The sequence below is a fragment of the Devosia sp. GW821-FHT12F11 genome (assembly GCF_058806655.1).
Window position 1 is genome coordinate 190,182 of the sequence record NZ_JBXAPX010000003.1, and the last position, 15,159, is coordinate 205,340.

At 66.0% G+C, this 15,159-nt stretch carries 13 protein-coding genes; 2 read left to right on the forward strand and 11 right to left on the reverse strand.

Going from position 1 to position 15,159, the window contains the following annotated elements:
- Positions 1-103 precede the first annotated feature (103 nt).
- A complete protein-coding gene (locus tag AC1ROK_RS11020) occupies positions 104-1,942 on the forward strand; it encodes an ABC transporter ATP-binding protein (protein WP_492846747.1) in 1,839 nt (612 codons plus the stop codon).
- Positions 1,943-2,105: 163 nt separating this feature from the next.
- Here the strand turns inward: AC1ROK_RS11020 and AC1ROK_RS11025 are convergent, their stop codons facing one another.
- From AC1ROK_RS11025 to AC1ROK_RS11045, 5 genes are all read right to left on the reverse strand, one after another.
- Positions 2,106-3,758, reverse strand: a complete 1,653-nt coding sequence (locus AC1ROK_RS11025; RefSeq protein WP_492846749.1) for a saccharopine dehydrogenase family protein — start codon at positions 3,756-3,758, stop codon at positions 2,106-2,108.
- Positions 3,755-4,990, reverse strand: coding sequence for an FAD-dependent oxidoreductase (locus tag AC1ROK_RS11030; RefSeq protein WP_492847383.1), 1,236 nt, complete (start codon positions 4,988-4,990; stop codon positions 3,755-3,757). Before AC1ROK_RS11030 ends, AC1ROK_RS11025 begins: the two co-directional genes overlap by 4 nt.
- 30 nt (positions 4,991-5,020) lie before the next feature.
- The gene (locus AC1ROK_RS11035; RefSeq protein ID WP_492846751.1) at positions 5,021-6,934 is read right to left on the reverse strand and encodes a potassium transporter Kup; all 1,914 of its coding nucleotides are present in this window, start codon (positions 6,932-6,934) and stop codon (positions 5,021-5,023) included.
- Positions 6,935-7,151: 217 nt separating this feature from the next.
- On the reverse strand, positions 7,152-7,757 hold the full coding sequence (locus AC1ROK_RS11040; protein ID WP_492846753.1) for an NADPH-dependent FMN reductase: 606 nt from the start codon (positions 7,755-7,757) through the stop codon (positions 7,152-7,154).
- Between the two features lie 277 nt (positions 7,758-8,034).
- Positions 8,035-8,331, reverse strand: coding sequence for a hypothetical protein (locus AC1ROK_RS11045; protein ID WP_055878440.1), 297 nt, complete (start codon positions 8,329-8,331; stop codon positions 8,035-8,037).
- Positions 8,332-8,595: 264 nt separating this feature from the next.
- Between AC1ROK_RS11045 and AC1ROK_RS11050 the strand changes: the two genes are divergently transcribed.
- The gene (locus tag AC1ROK_RS11050) at positions 8,596-8,919 is read left to right on the forward strand and encodes a hypothetical protein (RefSeq protein WP_492846755.1); all 324 of its coding nucleotides are present in this window, start codon (positions 8,596-8,598) and stop codon (positions 8,917-8,919) included.
- Positions 8,920-9,026: 107 nt separating this feature from the next.
- Here the strand turns inward: AC1ROK_RS11050 and AC1ROK_RS11055 are convergent, their stop codons facing one another.
- The 6 genes from AC1ROK_RS11055 to AC1ROK_RS11080 form a co-directional block, all read right to left on the reverse strand.
- Entirely contained in the window at positions 9,027-9,785 is a 759-nt protein-coding gene (locus AC1ROK_RS11055) for a pyridoxine 5'-phosphate synthase (RefSeq protein ID WP_492846757.1), read from the reverse strand.
- Between the two features lie 95 nt (positions 9,786-9,880).
- A complete protein-coding gene (locus tag AC1ROK_RS11060; RefSeq protein WP_492846759.1) occupies positions 9,881-10,768 on the reverse strand; it encodes a DMT family transporter in 888 nt (295 codons plus the stop codon).
- A gap of 86 nt (positions 10,769-10,854) precedes the next feature.
- Positions 10,855-11,730 carry a DMT family transporter gene (locus AC1ROK_RS11065; RefSeq protein WP_492846761.1) on the reverse strand — a complete coding sequence of 292 codons (876 nt, stop codon included), beginning with the start codon at positions 11,728-11,730 and terminating at the stop codon, positions 10,855-10,857.
- Positions 11,730-12,617: a DMT family transporter gene (locus AC1ROK_RS11070; protein WP_492846763.1), complete on the reverse strand. Its 888-nt coding sequence runs from the start codon at positions 12,615-12,617 to the stop codon at positions 11,730-11,732. The genes AC1ROK_RS11065 and AC1ROK_RS11070 overlap by 1 nt, the downstream gene beginning before the upstream one ends.
- A gap of 51 nt (positions 12,618-12,668) precedes the next feature.
- Positions 12,669-13,223, reverse strand: coding sequence for an acetolactate synthase small subunit (gene ilvN / locus AC1ROK_RS11075; RefSeq protein WP_291308381.1), 555 nt, complete (start codon positions 13,221-13,223; stop codon positions 12,669-12,671).
- A 138-nt stretch (positions 13,224-13,361) separates the two neighbouring features.
- On the reverse strand, positions 13,362-15,131 hold the full coding sequence (locus AC1ROK_RS11080) for an acetolactate synthase 3 large subunit (protein WP_492846765.1): 1,770 nt from the start codon (positions 15,129-15,131) through the stop codon (positions 13,362-13,364).
- Positions 15,132-15,159: the final 28 nt, after the last annotated feature.

Sequence of the window (15,159 nt, forward strand, 5' to 3'; positions counted from 1 at the left end):
GGCCTATTGTCCGCCTCCCAAACCGCTGCCCCCAGGGAGATCCGAATGAAAGCGACGCTGTCCCACCAGAAAGGAGCCTATTTCAGCAAGGACACCACGCTTCATGCCTTCTCACTCCCCGCGCGCGAGGAAAAACCCGCAGCGCCCTGACCGCTTTCGCAGCCTCTTCGCCAGTTCGACCGATCCCGCTGCCCGGCAGCGCAATCGTTCGCGAGCGCAAAAGTTCGTTTCCTACTATCGGCCGCATTTGCCGCTGCTCGTGGCCGATCTCTGCTGCGCCATCCTCGTGGCCGGCACCGCTATCGCGCTGCCGCTCAGTGCCAACTTCGTGACGACGCGCCTGCTCGCCCTCCCCGAAGCGCCCGAGGCGTTCTGGCAGATCCTCATCATGGGCGCGGTGATGCTCGCCATCCTCGCGGTCGAGGTGGCGGCGACATTCTTCGTCGACTACCAGGGCCACGTGATGGGCGCCCGCATCGAGGCAGCGGTGCGCCAGGAACTGTTCGAGCACTGCCAGAAGCTGTCCTTCGGCTTTTATGACCGGCAGCGCACCGGCCAGTTGATGAGCCGGATCAGCAACGACACGCTGTGGCTGGGCGAGCTGTTCCACCACGGCCCGGAAGACCTCGCCATCGCCGTGTTCAAGTTCGGCGGCGCCATGCTGGTGCTGTTCTTCATCGATCCGGTGCTGGCCGCCCTGATTCTCGCCCTTACCCCGTTCGCGGTGGCCTATGCGCTGCATTTCAACCGGCGGATGAACCGCGCGCTGGAGCGGAGCAAGCAGCAGATCGCGGCGGTGAACGAGCGGGTCGAGGATGCGCTCGCCGGCATCCGGGTCGTCCAGTCCTTCACCAACGAGGGGCTGGAGACCGATCGCTTCGCCGAGCAGAACCGGCGCTTCGTGGTGAGCCGCGCCGACGGATATCGCTCGGAAGCCTGGTTCTCGGTGGGGACCGAGAGCTTTGCCCAACTGGTCACCATCATGGTGGTGGTGGTCGGGGCGCTGCGCATCCTCTCGGGTGAGCTGACGGTCGCCGAAATGCTGACCTTCCTGCTCTGCGTCGCGGTGCTGGTCGATCCGGTCAAGCGGCTCGCCAACTTCGCCCGCCTGCTGCAGGAGGGCTATACCGGGTTCGTGCGCGCCATGGAGATCCTCGAGGTCGAGCCCGATATCGCCGACCGCCCCGGTGCGGCGCCGATGCCGGTGCCGCGCGGCGCGATCCGCTTCGACGACGTGACCTTCCGCTACGAGGCGAGCGGGCCGCAGGTGCTGAGGAAGCTGTCGCTTGATATCGCCCCGGGAGAGTTCGTGGCGCTGGTCGGCCCCTCGGGCGTGGGCAAGAGCACGCTCTGTGCGCTGATCCCGCGCTTCTACGATGTCGATGCGGGCGCCATCCGGATCGATGGGCGCGACATCCGCGATGTGCAGCTACGATCGCTCCGCCGGCATGTCGCGGTGGTGCAGCAGGATGTCTACCTGTTCGCGGGCTCGGTGGCCGAGAACCTGCGCTATGGCAGGCCCGACGCCACCGACGCCGAGATCGAGGCCGCCGCCCGCGCCGCCAACGCACATGAGTTCATCATGGCATTGCCCAACGGCTACGACACCGATGTCGGGCAGCGCGGCGTCAAGCTCTCGGGCGGGCAGAAGCAGCGCCTCACCATCGCCCGCGCCTTCCTCAAGGACCCGGCGATCCTGATCTTCGACGAGGCAACCAGCGCGCTCGACAACGAGAGCGAGCGAGCAGTGCAGCAGGCGCTGCTGACCCTCGCCGAGGGGCGGACCACCATCGTCATCGCGCACCGGCTCTCGACGGTACGCCATGCCGACCGCATCCTGGTGCTCACGAGGGACGGGATCGCCGAAGAAGGGACACATGAGAACCTGGTGACGCGGGATGGCGTCTATGCGGCGCTGCACAGCGTGCAGGCGAGTATTTAGGGTGCTTGAACACAGGCAGACGGCCCCCTCCCATCCTCCCCCATAAAGGGGGAGGTGCCCTGGCAGTTCACTGGGCATGATCGAAGACAGGGCCTCGACTCTTCACCTCCCCTTTATGGGGGAGGCCGGGAGGGGGCCGTCTCTATCAGTCGACAACTGTGCCCTACAGCACCAGATACCCGCGATAGGCCACCAGCCGTCCGAACAAGGGCAGGCCGATGTCGACCTCGAAACGGTGGCGGCCGCCCTCATCGACCCGTTCCTCGGCGGTGATGCGTGGCAGCAGCATGCCGGGGAGCGGCAGGTTCCAGATCCGGCCGGAGACCCGCTGCATGTCGAGCCCGTCGCCGCGCGGCACGAGACGCATCCGGATGGCGACGGGGCCGAAGCGCTCCTCGAGCAGCCCGTCGGGCGCTGCGCTCATCACCGAGCGCATCGGCCGGTCGGCGAAGAAGCGGGTCCAATGCTCCCTGCCCTCACGGCTCTCGATGACCACCCGCACCGGCAGCCGACCTTCGTCCAGCGGCAGGCCGAGGCGTTTGGCGAGGAAGCGGGCGACAGGGTTCTCGGCCGGCGCCACTACGGCCTCGCCCTCGGCGATCACCGCCGGCCGGCCGCGATGCAGCCGTCGCGTCACCTCGGGCAGGCGGTCAAACCCCTCGCCCATCACCCGCCGGTAGAGCGGCTTCTCGCCCCGGAAGGCCACCTGTTTGGTCTCGATGGCGAGGCCCTCGAGCCAGGGCTTGATCTGTTCGAGGCTGACGACGCCGGCCGCCGAGCGGGCGCCGCCGCGCAGCCGGCCGCCAAAGGTGAGCAGCTCGATGATCGCCGCTGTCGGCAGCACCGGCACATAGGGGCCGTCGCCATTGGCGGCCCGCAGCCACCAGCGCACCACGCGGGGGTCGCCGCGGGCATCCTGCCCGGCCGCCTCGACCAGCATGCCGCCATCGGCGGTGCCGAAGCGATCGAGCCAAAGGGCGATCTGCGTCCCCAGCCCGGCGAATACGCCAGCCGATTTGACCAACCCCCAGCGTACCGGCGCCGCCGCGACGCCGATCAACCAGTTGAGTAGCGGCAACTCCATCCCGGCATCGAACCCAGCCCGGACCCGCGGCGCAAAGCGAGCGGGCAGCAGGTCGAGATCGGGAACGTCAGCCAACATGGCGCGGCGGGGAGGCAGCCCTTCGATGGTGACCGAGCGGCCACCGCTCCAGCCGCGGCCCCGCTCCCAGCCGGCCTCGCGGAACACCCGGACCGGCTGACCGACCCAGCTCAGGATACCCTCGATGACCGAGCGGCCCTTGGGCGTCCTGTTGCCCGGGACGATCGCAACATCAACGCTGTCGACGGCGAGCCAGGCGCTGGTGACCTGGTCGAGCACGGCGTGGGTCAGCCCGGGCGTCGAGCTGGCGCCTGAGATCACCGAGATGGCGACGGCGCGGGCCGCACTGTCGAACCTGGCGACGCCGGCGACGAAGGCCCTCGAGTCGGCGATGTCGACATAGTGACAGCGCGCGCCGATTGCCGCCTCGATCAGTTGGGTGCCGCTGAGCTGGAACGGGCCGGAGCAATCGACGACGACGTCGCAGTCGATCTCCTTCAGCCGTTCGACGCCGATGCGGTCGCGATCGATCAGCACGAAGCCGTATTCGCCCTGCTCGTCGATTGCCCGCAACTCGCGCTGCAGCGCCTGCGCCCGGCTTTCGGTGCGTCCGCCGAGGCTGACGCGAAAGCCCTTGCGGCGCGCCAAGAGGCGCGCCAGGCGCGAGCCGAACACGCCGGTGCCGCCGACGATGAGGATGTGCGGCCGGCTCATGCCACAACCTCGCGTAACGATTCAGTTTCCAGTTGCAACGCCTTGAGCGGGTTGAGCAACTGCCCCGACACCATGGTGGCGAGCAGCCAGGGCAACGGCGGCAGCCTGGCCACCGCCGACACCAGCACGTCGCGCGCCAGCGGCAGCAGGACGCCATCGGATTGGTAGAACGGGGTGAGCGTCAGCGACAGCAACTGGTAGAGACGCACGTGCCAGCGGCGCAACCGCGCATACTCGCTGAGGGCCTCGCCGACCGAGGCCGCCCCGGCAAGCGCTCCAGCCAGCGCCGCGGCATCGAGCAGCGCCATATTGGCCCCCTGCCCGAGCTGTGGGCTGGTGGCGTGGGCGCTGTCGCCGATGAAGACGATGCCGTCGCCGGCAGGAACCGCGAGAGTGTGGTGGGCATAGCGCGCCAGCGTCATCTCGTCGAAGCTACGGATCGCCTCGAGATGCGGCGCGGTTTCCGGCCAGTGCCCCAGCACTTCGTCGCGCCAGCCATCAATGCCGGCGGCCTGCAGCGCCTCGAACGTCTCAGGCTTGAGGCTCCAGAAAAACGCCGCGAGCTCCGGTCCGTCGCGGCGTTGGCGACCGACCGGCAGCACGCCGATCATCACGCTGGCCTTGCGGTAACGCTGCATCAGCGCATCGCGGCGGAACCCTCGATCAACCCAGGGCACGGTGCCCCAGATGGCGCCGAAGCTCAACGGCCGTGACCGACTCGGCAGCTTCGCCTCGAGCTTCAGCGGCGAGGCCGAGCCCAGCGCGTCGACCACCAGATCGAACGGCCCCTCACGTCCCTGCGGGGCTAGCAACCATTGCTTGCCACCGGCGCGCTCCAGCGCCTCGATGGCAAAGCCTGTGCGGATCGGCAGACGCGCGGCCACCACGGCGTCATGCAGCACATTGAACAGCGCCGCGCGGTGGACGGCGATGGCATGCACATCGGGGCCGAGGGGATGATAGCCCACGTCGAGCACCACCCGGCCGCTCTGCGCGTCGGTGCCGATCAGCCGCTCGACTCGCGAGCCGAGCGCCGCAATTTCGGGGTAAAGGCCAAGTGCCGCCAGCACGGCAAGGCCGGTGGGCTGCAGCATCAGGCCCGAACCGAGCGGGCGCGGCGTCTCGAAGCGCTCGAACAGGCGGACGCGATGGCCGGCGCGGCTCAGCAGCAGCGCCGTAGCCAGTCCGCCCGGGCCAGCGCCCGCGATCGCAATATCAAGTGATTTCAGCAGTCTCGCGTCCCCAGGGTACCCGAGGACGGACTAGATCACCACCTGCGTGCCGATTTCAACCACACGGCCGGTAGGAATATGGAAGTATTCCGTTGCGTCGGTGGCGTTACGCGCGAGACCGATGAAGATCCGGTCGAGGAATAGCGGCGCGCCACCCTTCAGCGACGGCTTCAACGAGCGGCGCGACAGGAAGAAGGACGTCGACATGATGTCGAACTTCCAGCCGAGCTTGCGAGCCAGCGCCAGCGCTTTGGGGATGTTCGGCGTCTCGATGTAACCAAAGGTCACCACCACGCGGTAGAACAGGTCGTTATAGGCATCGATCCTGATCTTTTCCTCGTCCGCGACACGTGGCCGATCCGAGGTCACCACGGTCAGGATGACGTTGTGCTCGTGCAGCACCTTATAGTGCTTGAGGCTGTGCAGCAGCGCGGTCGGCGCGCCCTCGATGTCGGAGGTGAGGAACACCGCCGTGCCGGGGACGATGGTCGGCTTCTTCTTGGCAAGGTTCTCGACCAGGAACTCGAGCGGCACCTCGTCACGCCGGGTCTTTTCGGCCAGCCGGCGGCGGCCCCAGATCCAGATCGTCATCATCGAGGCAATCAGCGTCGCGACCACGGCCGGCACCCAGCCGCCCTGCGAGAACTTGGCGGCGTTGGCGATGAAGAAACTGGTGTCGATCACCAGCAGCGGGGCGATCACCACCACCGCGACGACGAGGCTCCACTTCCACAGCCGCCACATGACGATGAACAACAGCACGGCCGTCACCAGCATTTCGCCGGTCACCGCGATGCCGTAGGCGGCTGCCAGCGCCGTCGACGAGCGGAAGCCGACGACCAGCAGCACGACGCAGATCAAGAGCAGGAAGTTCACCTGCGGCATGAAGATCTGCCCCGCTACCTCCTCGGAGGTGTGGCGCACTTCGAGGCGCGGCAGGAGATTGAGGTGCATGGCCTGGCGGACCAGCGAATAGGCGCCAGTGATGACCGACTGGCTGGCGATGACGGTGGCGAGCGTTGCCAGGCCCACCATCGGCAAGCGGGCCCAATCGGCCTGCATTTCGAAGAACGGGTTGACCACCTCGTGGGGGTGGCTGAGGACGAAGGCGCCCTGCCCGAAATAGTTGAGCAGCAGGGCCGGAAACACCAGGATCAGCCACGCCAGGATAATCGGCCGGCGGCCGAAATGCCCGAGGTCGACATACAAAGCCTCGGCGCCCGTCACCGACAGGAACACCGCGCCCAGCACCACGATCGAGATACCGGCATGGGTGTAGAGGAACGTGATGCCATGCGCCGGGTTCAGCGCCATCAGCACCTGCGGCGCATCGGCGATATGCAGCAGACCGGTGCCCCCAAGGACGACGAACCAAATGGCCATCACCGGTCCGAACACCGTCGATACCCGCGCCGTGCCGAAGCGTTGCACCATGAACAGCCCGATGATGATCACCACCGTCATCGGCACCACCCAGGGCGTGAGCCGCGGTTCCACCACCTCGAGGCCTTCGACCGCCGAGAGTACCGAAATGGCAGGCGTAATGATCGCGTCACCGAGGAACAGCGCACCACCGACGATGCCGAGCCCGAGGATCCAGGCCGGCCGCTTGGCGAAAGCGTTGCTGGCGAGGGTCATCAGCGACAGGGTGCCGCCTTCGCCCTTGTTGTCGGCGCGCAGCACGAAGATCACGTACTTGACCGTGACCACCATGGTCAGCGACCAGACGATCAGCGACAGCAGCCCGAGCACCTCGGGCTCATTGGGAGAGCCACCGGCCGCATGCAGTGTGTCGCGGAAGGCGTAGAGAGGACTGGTGCCGATATCGCCGAAGACGACGCCCAGGGCGCCGAGAATAATGAGGGGTAGCTTGCCTGTGGCGTGGCCGGCCTGATCGGTCGCCCCAGCGCCGGCTGTCACGCCGGACGGAGTGGTCTGCGTCATATGCCCTTCGCTCACCCTGTTTCGGGTGGGCGGGTGTCTACACCCGCCCAACGGCGCACTCAACGGTCAAATTCCGCTGAGGTTCGCATTTGCCGATGGACAGTTATGCGGATTTGCGGGGGCACGACAACGAAAAAGGGGGCGGCGCCATGGGAAGCGCCGCCCCCGACCGGGGTGCGAAAGGAGGAGAACCCCGGAAGACTACCAGTCGCAGACCTTAGGCGGCCTTGACCGCGGCAGCCGCGTCGGCCTGGCGGGCATTGCGGGTGGCATTGGTCCACCAGACCAGGTTGTCGAGCATCTCGGGCACGAAGAAGTCGAAGTTGCCCTTGGTGTCGTCCCAGCTCTTCTGGCCCATCATGATCGGGATGAAGTCCGAGCCACCGATGTGGACGGCGTGACGGACGGGGACGGCCTGCAGCTCAACCATGATGTTGCGCAGGTGCTCGATGGCACGGGCGCCGCCCACCGAACCGTAGCCGACGAAGGCCACGGCCTTCTTCATGAACGGCTTGTAGGCCCAGTCGATGGCGTTCTTCAGCGCACCAGTGATCGAGCGGTTGTACTCGGCGGTGACGACGATGTAGCCGTCGAACTCGTTGAGCTTGGCCTGCCACTTGGCGGCGATCTCGTTCGGGGTCGGCATCCAGAAGTCGGACGCGGCCGCGTCGAACAGCGGAAGCGGGTAATCCTTCAGGTCGACGATCTCGACATCGACATCGCCGCGGGCGGCGACGTGACCGGCGATCCAGCTGGCCGGCTTGTCGCCGAAGCGGGTCGGGCGGATCGAGCTGATGATCACTGCAATCTTGGGTTTGGACATTTGCTGCACTCCAGTATCAAAATGTGACTAGCGGCAAATAAGTGCCCAAGGTGGTGCCGCACAAGCAGGCACCTCGATGAAGCGAAGGCACACAATCCAGCCCCGGTTACATCCCTGTTCGTGGGGTTACAGCGTTGTGAGTGAAGCAGTTCCGGCGGTTTCGCTACCCCGCATCAGGTGTGGGTCGGCCAGCGCGCCCCATTCGCGCGAGGCGTGAAATGCAGCGTTCGCGATTATCGAACGGTGGAGCGCTTCAGGAAGAGCTACAGGAACCGTATCAGCGCAGGCCGAACGAATAGGTCCAGGCAAGCGCCTTGAGGCCGGACTCATCGAGCTCGGGATGCTTTGGCTGCAGCTGTTCGATGGCGCGCTCGGTAAGGCTCTTCTTCGACCGCTTCTCGAGCCCATCGACGGGCTGCTGCAGTTCCTCGAGCAGGCCGAGGATGCGCTGCTTGAGTTCGGTGCCCTCGGCTTCGCCGAAGCGCTGCACCAGATGCGGGGTCTTGGCCCGTGGGAACGGCGAGTTGCCGAAACCGGTATAGAGCACCAGTGCTTCGTTGATCGGGTCGCTCATCGCCTGCTCGTACGCAACTGCTCTCAAAGCCATATGGCAACCCGCCCGATCCGTGAAAGGCTCCAACTTGGTCCATCCACCGTTGAAGCGAAATAAGCGGCAATGGCAGTAGTTAAGTCGGATTTGACCGCCGACCACGGGTTGCCCGTTAACACATGTGCGAAAGCGCACAGTCCGCGGTGGCATTCACCACGTCCAGCCGCGAAGGTTGCGTCGGGCACGTAGCCGGATCAGTGTCCGCCCCAGTGTTTTGGGGGATTTGAGATGAAGCTGGTCGCCACGGCCGTGCTGGCCATGACGTTCTTCGCGACAACTGCAACCGCTGGTCCGCCGCTGCGACTCTGGGTGAAGAACGCTTCGCCGGTGACCATCGACAAACTCTACATCGAGATCATGGGCAGCGACTGGGGCGCCGAGCGGCTACGCGGCAAAACGATCGAGCCAAAGGGCAAGATGCAGTTCATGCTCGAGGACGGCGTCGACAAATGCGTGGTGGATCTGAAACTGCTGTCGACCGCCGGCAAGGAATACTCCTACCGGGCCCGCCTTTGCGAGGACCACACCTTCACCTTCCGCGGTCGGCCCTAAAGCGCGTCGCGATCCTTCAGATTCGCGCTGTGCGCTTTAGCTCTTTGTTTTCACGCATGTCTTTGGCCCGAAACCGGCACCCAGTTTCGGGAGACTTGCTGTAGCCGTCAGGCACAGGCGATCTTGTAGTGGCGCACCGTCTCGGCCATGCCGTAGATCAGCGCATCGGCAGTGATGGCGTGACCGATCGAGACCTCGGCCAGGTCGGGGATCGCCTGCTTCAGCGGCGGCAGGTTGACGAGGTTGAGGTCGTGCCCGGCATTGACCAAGAGGCCACCCTGCCCCGGCCGCGCATTATGTCCCGCTCCGCGTGCCGCGTCCGCGGTCTCGCGCAGCGCGTCGAGATGCACGGCCTGCACCTCCGGCTTCAGCGAGCCGCCATAGGGGCCGGTGTAGAGCTCGACCCGGTCCGCCCCGACATTGGCCGCCGCCGCCGGCGCCGAGGGGTCGGCATTGATGAACAGCGACACCCGGATGCCGGCCTTGCGCATCCGCTCGATAGCCGGGGTCAGCACGGCGCGATTGGCCTCGACGTTCCAGCCGTGGTCCGAGGTCGATTGCAGGGGATCGTCCGGCACGAAGGTTACCTGGTCCGGCGCGGCGCGCTCGACCAGGGTCAGGAAATCCTCAGTCGGATACCCCTCGATGTTGAACTCGCGGCCCGGATAATCCTGCCGCAACAGGGTCACCAGCTCGAACACGTCGGTGCGCCGGATGTGTCGCTCGTCGGGCCGCGGATGCACGGTGATGCCGTCGGCACCGGCATCGAGCGCGATCCGGGCGATGCCGGTGACGCTCGGCCAGGGCACGGAGCGCCGGTTGCGCAGCATGGCGACGGCATTGAGATTGACGCTGAGATGAGTCATCGCGGGACCTCGGCTGAACGGGGCCGAGGCTTACCGCATCGGATGTCAGCGGGCCAATCGAACGTTTTGATGAGCCCGATCAGTTGCCGAAATGGCTAGACAGGTACCGGCACCTGCCGCGAGCGCCACTCGAGCACCACGACCAGCACCCCGCTCGCGAGGATCAGTGCGATGCCCGCAAGCGCCAGCGTGTTCGGGATAGTGCCGAACACCAGCGCGCCGATGATCAGCGCCCAGAGCGTGCCCGCATAGAAGAACGGAGCCACCACACGGGTCTCCGCCACGCGGTAGGCAGAGAACAGCAATAGCTGTCCCAGGGTCAGCATGGAGCTCGAACCGGCGATCAGCAGCAGTTCGACCGGGCCGGGCATCACCCACTCCTCGAACATCAGCATCAGCACCCCGATCCCCAGCAGCGACACCGCCGACGCACCGACCGCCACCACCAGCGCCGGGACGTCGGCCGAGACGCGCCGGCCGATCAGGTCGCGGATCGCACAGCCCAGCGCGCTCCAGAGGCCCAGGAGGGCAAAGGGCTGGAAGCCCGAACCGCCTGGCTGCGCCACCAGCACCGCGCCGATGAAGGCCACGACGATGAGCGACGCCGCCGCACCGCCGACCTTGTCGCCGAAGAATACCACCGCACCCAGCATCACCAGCATCGGGGTCAACTGCGCCAGCGCCGTGATATCGGCGAGCGGTGCGTTGGCGATGGCAAAGATGTAGCCCGCAGCTGCGGCCAGCTCGAAGAAGTTGCGCGCCACCACCGAGGGCCGGAACATCATCGGCGCCTTGGCAAGCACGCCGGTGGCCGCCAGCACCGGCAAGCCGAGGATCACCGCGATAGCCGCCCTGAGGAACAGCGCCTCAAGCGGTTGCACATTGGCCATCGCCAGCTTTAGCAGGCTGTCATTGATCAGAAAGCAGCCGGTGGCGAGCAGCATGTATACGATGCCACGCAGGTTCGAATGCTGGTGCGACATGGAGAATCCGGTGAGAGCCGCAGAGCCTCTAGCGCACCCAACCGGCCGTTACCATTCGGGATTGCTCATGGCACCGATGCGTCCTGTCAGCTCGGTTTCCGGCGCTGGTCGAGCAGCAGCACCAATACGCCGCTCAGGGCGATCAGACTGATGCCGACGGCGGCGACGGTGTTGGGCAGCGTGCCGAACACCACTGCCCCAATGAGCAGCGCCCACAGCGTTCCGGTATAGAAGAACGGCACCACTGCCCGGGTTTCGGCGACGCGGAACGACAGGAACAGCAGCAGCTGCGCCAAGGTCATGAAGGCGCTGGCGCCTGATATCAGCAATAGCTGCGGCAGCGACGGCGTCACCCAGCGCTCGAACACCAGCATCAGGCAGCCGATCACCACGACACAGACCACCGACAGCCCGACCGCCACCGCCAGCGCCGGGATGCCGGCGGCGACCCGCCGGCCGATCAGGTCGCGACCAGCGCTCAGCGCCGCGCTGGCAAGACCGAACAGCACATAGGGCTGGAGCCCGGAGGCTCCCGGTTGCGCCACCAGCAGCGCGCCAATGAGCGCCAGGACGATCAGCGACGCCGTCAGGCCGCCGACCCGGTCGCCGAACAACACCACCGCACCCAGCAGCACCAGCATCGGCGTCAGCTGCAGCAGCGCAGTGATATCGGCCAGTGGCGCGTTGGCGACGGCGAAGACAAAAGCGATGGCGGCGGCGCATTCCACGACATTGCGGGCGAGCACCCTGGGATCGAGCACATGCCGCAGGCTGCCGCGCGGCGTCGTCAGCAGCAGCACCGGCACGCCGAGGATAATCCCGGCCAGCGCCCTCAGGAACAGCGACTCGAGCGGCGGCAGGTTCACGACCGCCAGCTTCAGCAGCGCGTTGTTGATGGTGAAGCAGCCGCTCGCCAGCACCATGAAGATGATGCCGCGGAGATTCGATGCATGAGCCGGCATCACGCCACCGGCACCAGCCGGCGCTTGCGCTCATCGAGCAGCACGATGGTGAGACCGGCGGCAACCACCAGGACGATGCCACTGATGGCGAGCAGGTTCGGGAACTGGCCGAACACCACCAGGCCCGACAGCACCGCCCAGAAGGTGAAGAAGTAGTAGAACGGCGCGACCACGCCGGTCGGCCCGACCCGGTAGGCCATGAAGATGAAGAAGTGGCCGAAGATCAGGAACAGCCCAGCCCCGGCGAGCAGCAGCAGGTGATGCGTCTGAGGCGCCACCCATTGCTCGGTGGCGAGGTGCATGGCCCCTGCCCCGATCAGCACCACGATGATGGCCGACATGGCGACGATCATCCCCGGCACCTCGGCCGCGATCCGCCGTCCGGCGAGGTCACGCACCGCGCAGAGCACGGCGTTGGCCAGCGCCAGCACGGCATAGATCGAGATACCCTGCATGGTCGGCTGCGCCACCATGATGGCGCCGATGAAGCCGACCCCGATCAGCGCCATGCGCACGCCGCCGATCTTCTCGCGGAACAGGATCGAAGCGCCGAGCAGCACCAGTAGCGGGGTGATCTGCCCCAAAGCCGAGGCATCGGCGATCGGCATGTTGGCGAGCGCCACCACGTAACAGAGGATCGCCGCCGTTTCGGCGAGGTTGCGTGCCAGCACGCGCCGCTCGAACACCAGCGGCAATTGCCGGCCGTAGCCCAGCACCAGCATCAGCGGCACCCCCCAGATGAGGCCCGCGCAACCGCGCAGGAACAGCACTTCGTAGGGCGGCAGCCCTTCGGTGGCGAGCTTCATCAGCGTGTCGTTGATCACATACGAACAGGTCGCGATGACCATGAACAACGGCCCGCGGAACGGGTGCGATGCGAACGACACCGGCGATTTCCCCTCGAAGAAAAGGCCGGGATCGCTCCCGGCCTTTTCTCCTTACATGCCTTCCGGCCCACGCGATATCGCCGCGAGCCCGGTTCGCACCACTTCGATCAGGCCCAGCGGCATCATCAGGGCGATGAAGCTGTCGATCTTACTTGGCTTGCCGGTCACTTCGAAAACGAAGCTCTCGGTGGTGGCATCGACGATCTGGGCGCGGAACGCGTCGGCGAGGCGCAGTGCCTCGGCGCGCGGCTCGCCCGAGCCGCCGACCTTGATCAGCGCCAGCTCGCGCTCGAGGGATTTGCCCTCGCTGGTGAGGTCATGCACCCGGTGCACCGGGATCAGCCGCTCGAGCTGCAGTTTGATCTGGGTCAGCACCTTGGGCGTCGCAACCGTAACCACGGTGATGCGGCTGAGGCCCTTTTCGTGCTCGGTCTCTGAGACCGTGAGACTGTCGATATTATAGCCACGGGCGGCGAACAGCCCGACGATCCGGGCGAGAATGCCCGGCTCGTTATCGACCAGCACGCTCAGCGTGTGCCGCTCCGGAACCTGGGTTTCCGCGGCGAGGAAGTATGCCGAACCGCTCGGCTGCAAATGTGCGTTCATGATCTTTCGTACCCTCTCTTGAGGTCCCCTCCCACCGGCGTCATCCCCGCGCAGGCGGGGATCCATCTCTCGTTTCGCGCTTGCGGCGCGATGGATTCCCGCTTTCGCGGGAATGACGTGGGTGGAGGCGGCCCTAACTCAAACCAGCTGCCGGCCTTTTTCGTCGATCACCGCGCCGATATCGTCCTCGAAATCGGGCAGGATCATCTCGTTATGCGGCTTGCCCGACGGGATCATCGGCAGGCAGTTCTCGTGCTTTTCAACGAGGCAGTCGAACAGCACCGGGCCGTCGTAATCGAGCATCTCCTCTATCGCCGCATCGAGCAGCGCCGGATCGGAACAGCGGATGCCCTTGCCGCCATAGGCTTCGGCCAGCTTGACGAAATCGGGCAGGCTCTCGCTGTAGGAGTGCGCATAGCGCCCGCCATGCAGCAGGTCCTGCCACTGCCGGACCATGCCCATCCGCTCGTTGTTGAGGATAAACACCTTGATCGGCAGGCGGTACTGCACCGCGGTCGAGAGCTCCTGCATGGTCATCTGCACGCTCGCCTCGCCGGCGATGTCGATGACCAGCGCATCAGGATGCGCCACCTGCACTCCGACTGCCGCCGGCAGGCCGTAGCCCATGGTACCGAGGCCACCCGAGGTCATCCAGCGGTTGGGCATCTCGAACGGGAAATGCTGCGCCGCCCACATCTGGTGCTGGCCGACTTCGGTGGTGATGTAGACGTCCCGGCCCTTGGTCGCCTGATACAGGCGCTGGATGGCGTGCTGCGGCTTGATCGTGGTGGTCGAGTTCTTGAAGCCGAGCGAGTGCTTACTGCGCCAGCCCTCGATCTGCTCCCACCACGGCGCGATCGCCTCGGTGCGCGGCTGGTTGGTCTTGGTGCGCCAGATGCGGACCATTTCTTCCATCACCAGCCCGCTATCGCCGACGATGGCGAGATCGGTGCGGACGTTCTTGCCGATCGAGGACGGGTCGATATCGACATGGATGCGGGTTGAGCCCGGCGAGAACGCATCGATGCGGCCGGTGATGCGGTCGTCGAACCGCGCCCCGATATTGATCATCAGGTCGCAATCATGCATCGCCATGTTGGCTTCGTAGGTGCCGTGCATGCCCAGCATCCCCATCCACTGCGGGCTGGAGCCCGGGAAGGCGCCGAGCCCCATCAGCGTCGAGGTCACCGGGAAACCGGTCAGCTCGGCCAGCTCGCGCAGCTTCTCGGAGGCTTCCGGCCCCGAGTTGATGATGCCGCCACCGGTATAGAAGATCGGCCGCTCGGCCTTCAGCATCATATCGACGGCCGCCTCGATGGCTTTGCTGTCGCCGGCAGTGGCCGGATGGTAGCTCTTGTGGCGGCTCGGCCCGACCTCGTCGATGCCGAGGTAAGTGCCCAGCGCGAACTGGACGTCCTTGGGGATATCGACCAGCACCGGACCCGGACGGCCCGAATTGGCGATATGGAAGGCTTCGTGCATGACGCGCGACAGGTCGTTGACCGATTTCACCAGGTAGTTGTGCTTGGTGCACGAGCGGGTGATGCCGACGGTGTCGCATTCCTGAAAGGCGTCCGAGCCGATCAGCGTCGTCGGCACCTGGGCGGTAATGCAGACCAAGGGGATCGAGTCCATCAGCGCGTCGGTGAGCCCGGTGACCGCGTTGGTCGCCCCCGGCCCCGAGGTCACCAGCACCACGCCGACCTTGCCGGTCGAGCGCGCATAGCCCTCGGCCATGTGGGTCGCGCCCTGCTCGTGGCGGACGAGGATATGCTGGACCTTGTCCTGCTGGAACATCGCATCGTAGATCGGCAACGCCGCCCCGCCGGGATAGCCGAAGATGTGCTCCACCCCGTTATCGACCAGGGCCTGGATCACCATCTCCGCGCCTGTCATCTGCTCGGCCATTTTCTCATACTCCCCCGGGCTCACCCGG

Bases quoted from the DNA above. Each gene is read 5' to 3' on its own strand.
- ilvN (WP_291308381.1), bottom strand. From the start codon at position 13,223: ATGAACGCACATTTGCAGCCGAGCGGTTCGGCATACTTCCTCGCCGCG.
- AC1ROK_RS11025 (WP_492846749.1), bottom strand. From the start codon at position 3,758: ATGAGCCGGCCGCACATCCTCATCGTCGGCGGCACCGGCGTGTTCGGC.
- AC1ROK_RS11055 (WP_492846757.1), bottom strand. From the start codon at position 9,785: ATGACTCATCTCAGCGTCAATCTCAATGCCGTCGCCATGCTGCGCAAC.
- AC1ROK_RS11040 (WP_492846753.1), bottom strand. From the start codon at position 7,757: ATGTCCAAACCCAAGATTGCAGTGATCATCAGCTCGATCCGCCCGACC.
- AC1ROK_RS11080 (WP_492846765.1), bottom strand. From the start codon at position 15,131: ATGGCCGAGCAGATGACAGGCGCGGAGATGGTGATCCAGGCCCTGGTC.
- AC1ROK_RS11045 (WP_055878440.1), bottom strand. From the start codon at position 8,331: ATGAGCGACCCGATCAACGAAGCACTGGTGCTCTATACCGGTTTCGGC.
- AC1ROK_RS11065 (WP_492846761.1), bottom strand. From the start codon at position 11,730: ATGCCGGCTCATGCATCGAATCTCCGCGGCATCATCTTCATGGTGCTG.
- AC1ROK_RS11035 (WP_492846751.1), bottom strand. From the start codon at position 6,934: ATGACGCAGACCACTCCGTCCGGCGTGACAGCCGGCGCTGGGGCGACC.
- AC1ROK_RS11060 (WP_492846759.1), bottom strand. From the start codon at position 10,768: ATGTCGCACCAGCATTCGAACCTGCGTGGCATCGTATACATGCTGCTC.
- AC1ROK_RS11050 (WP_492846755.1), top strand. From the start codon at position 8,596: ATGAAGCTGGTCGCCACGGCCGTGCTGGCCATGACGTTCTTCGCGACA.
- AC1ROK_RS11020 (WP_492846747.1), top strand. From the start codon at position 104: ATGCCTTCTCACTCCCCGCGCGCGAGGAAAAACCCGCAGCGCCCTGAC.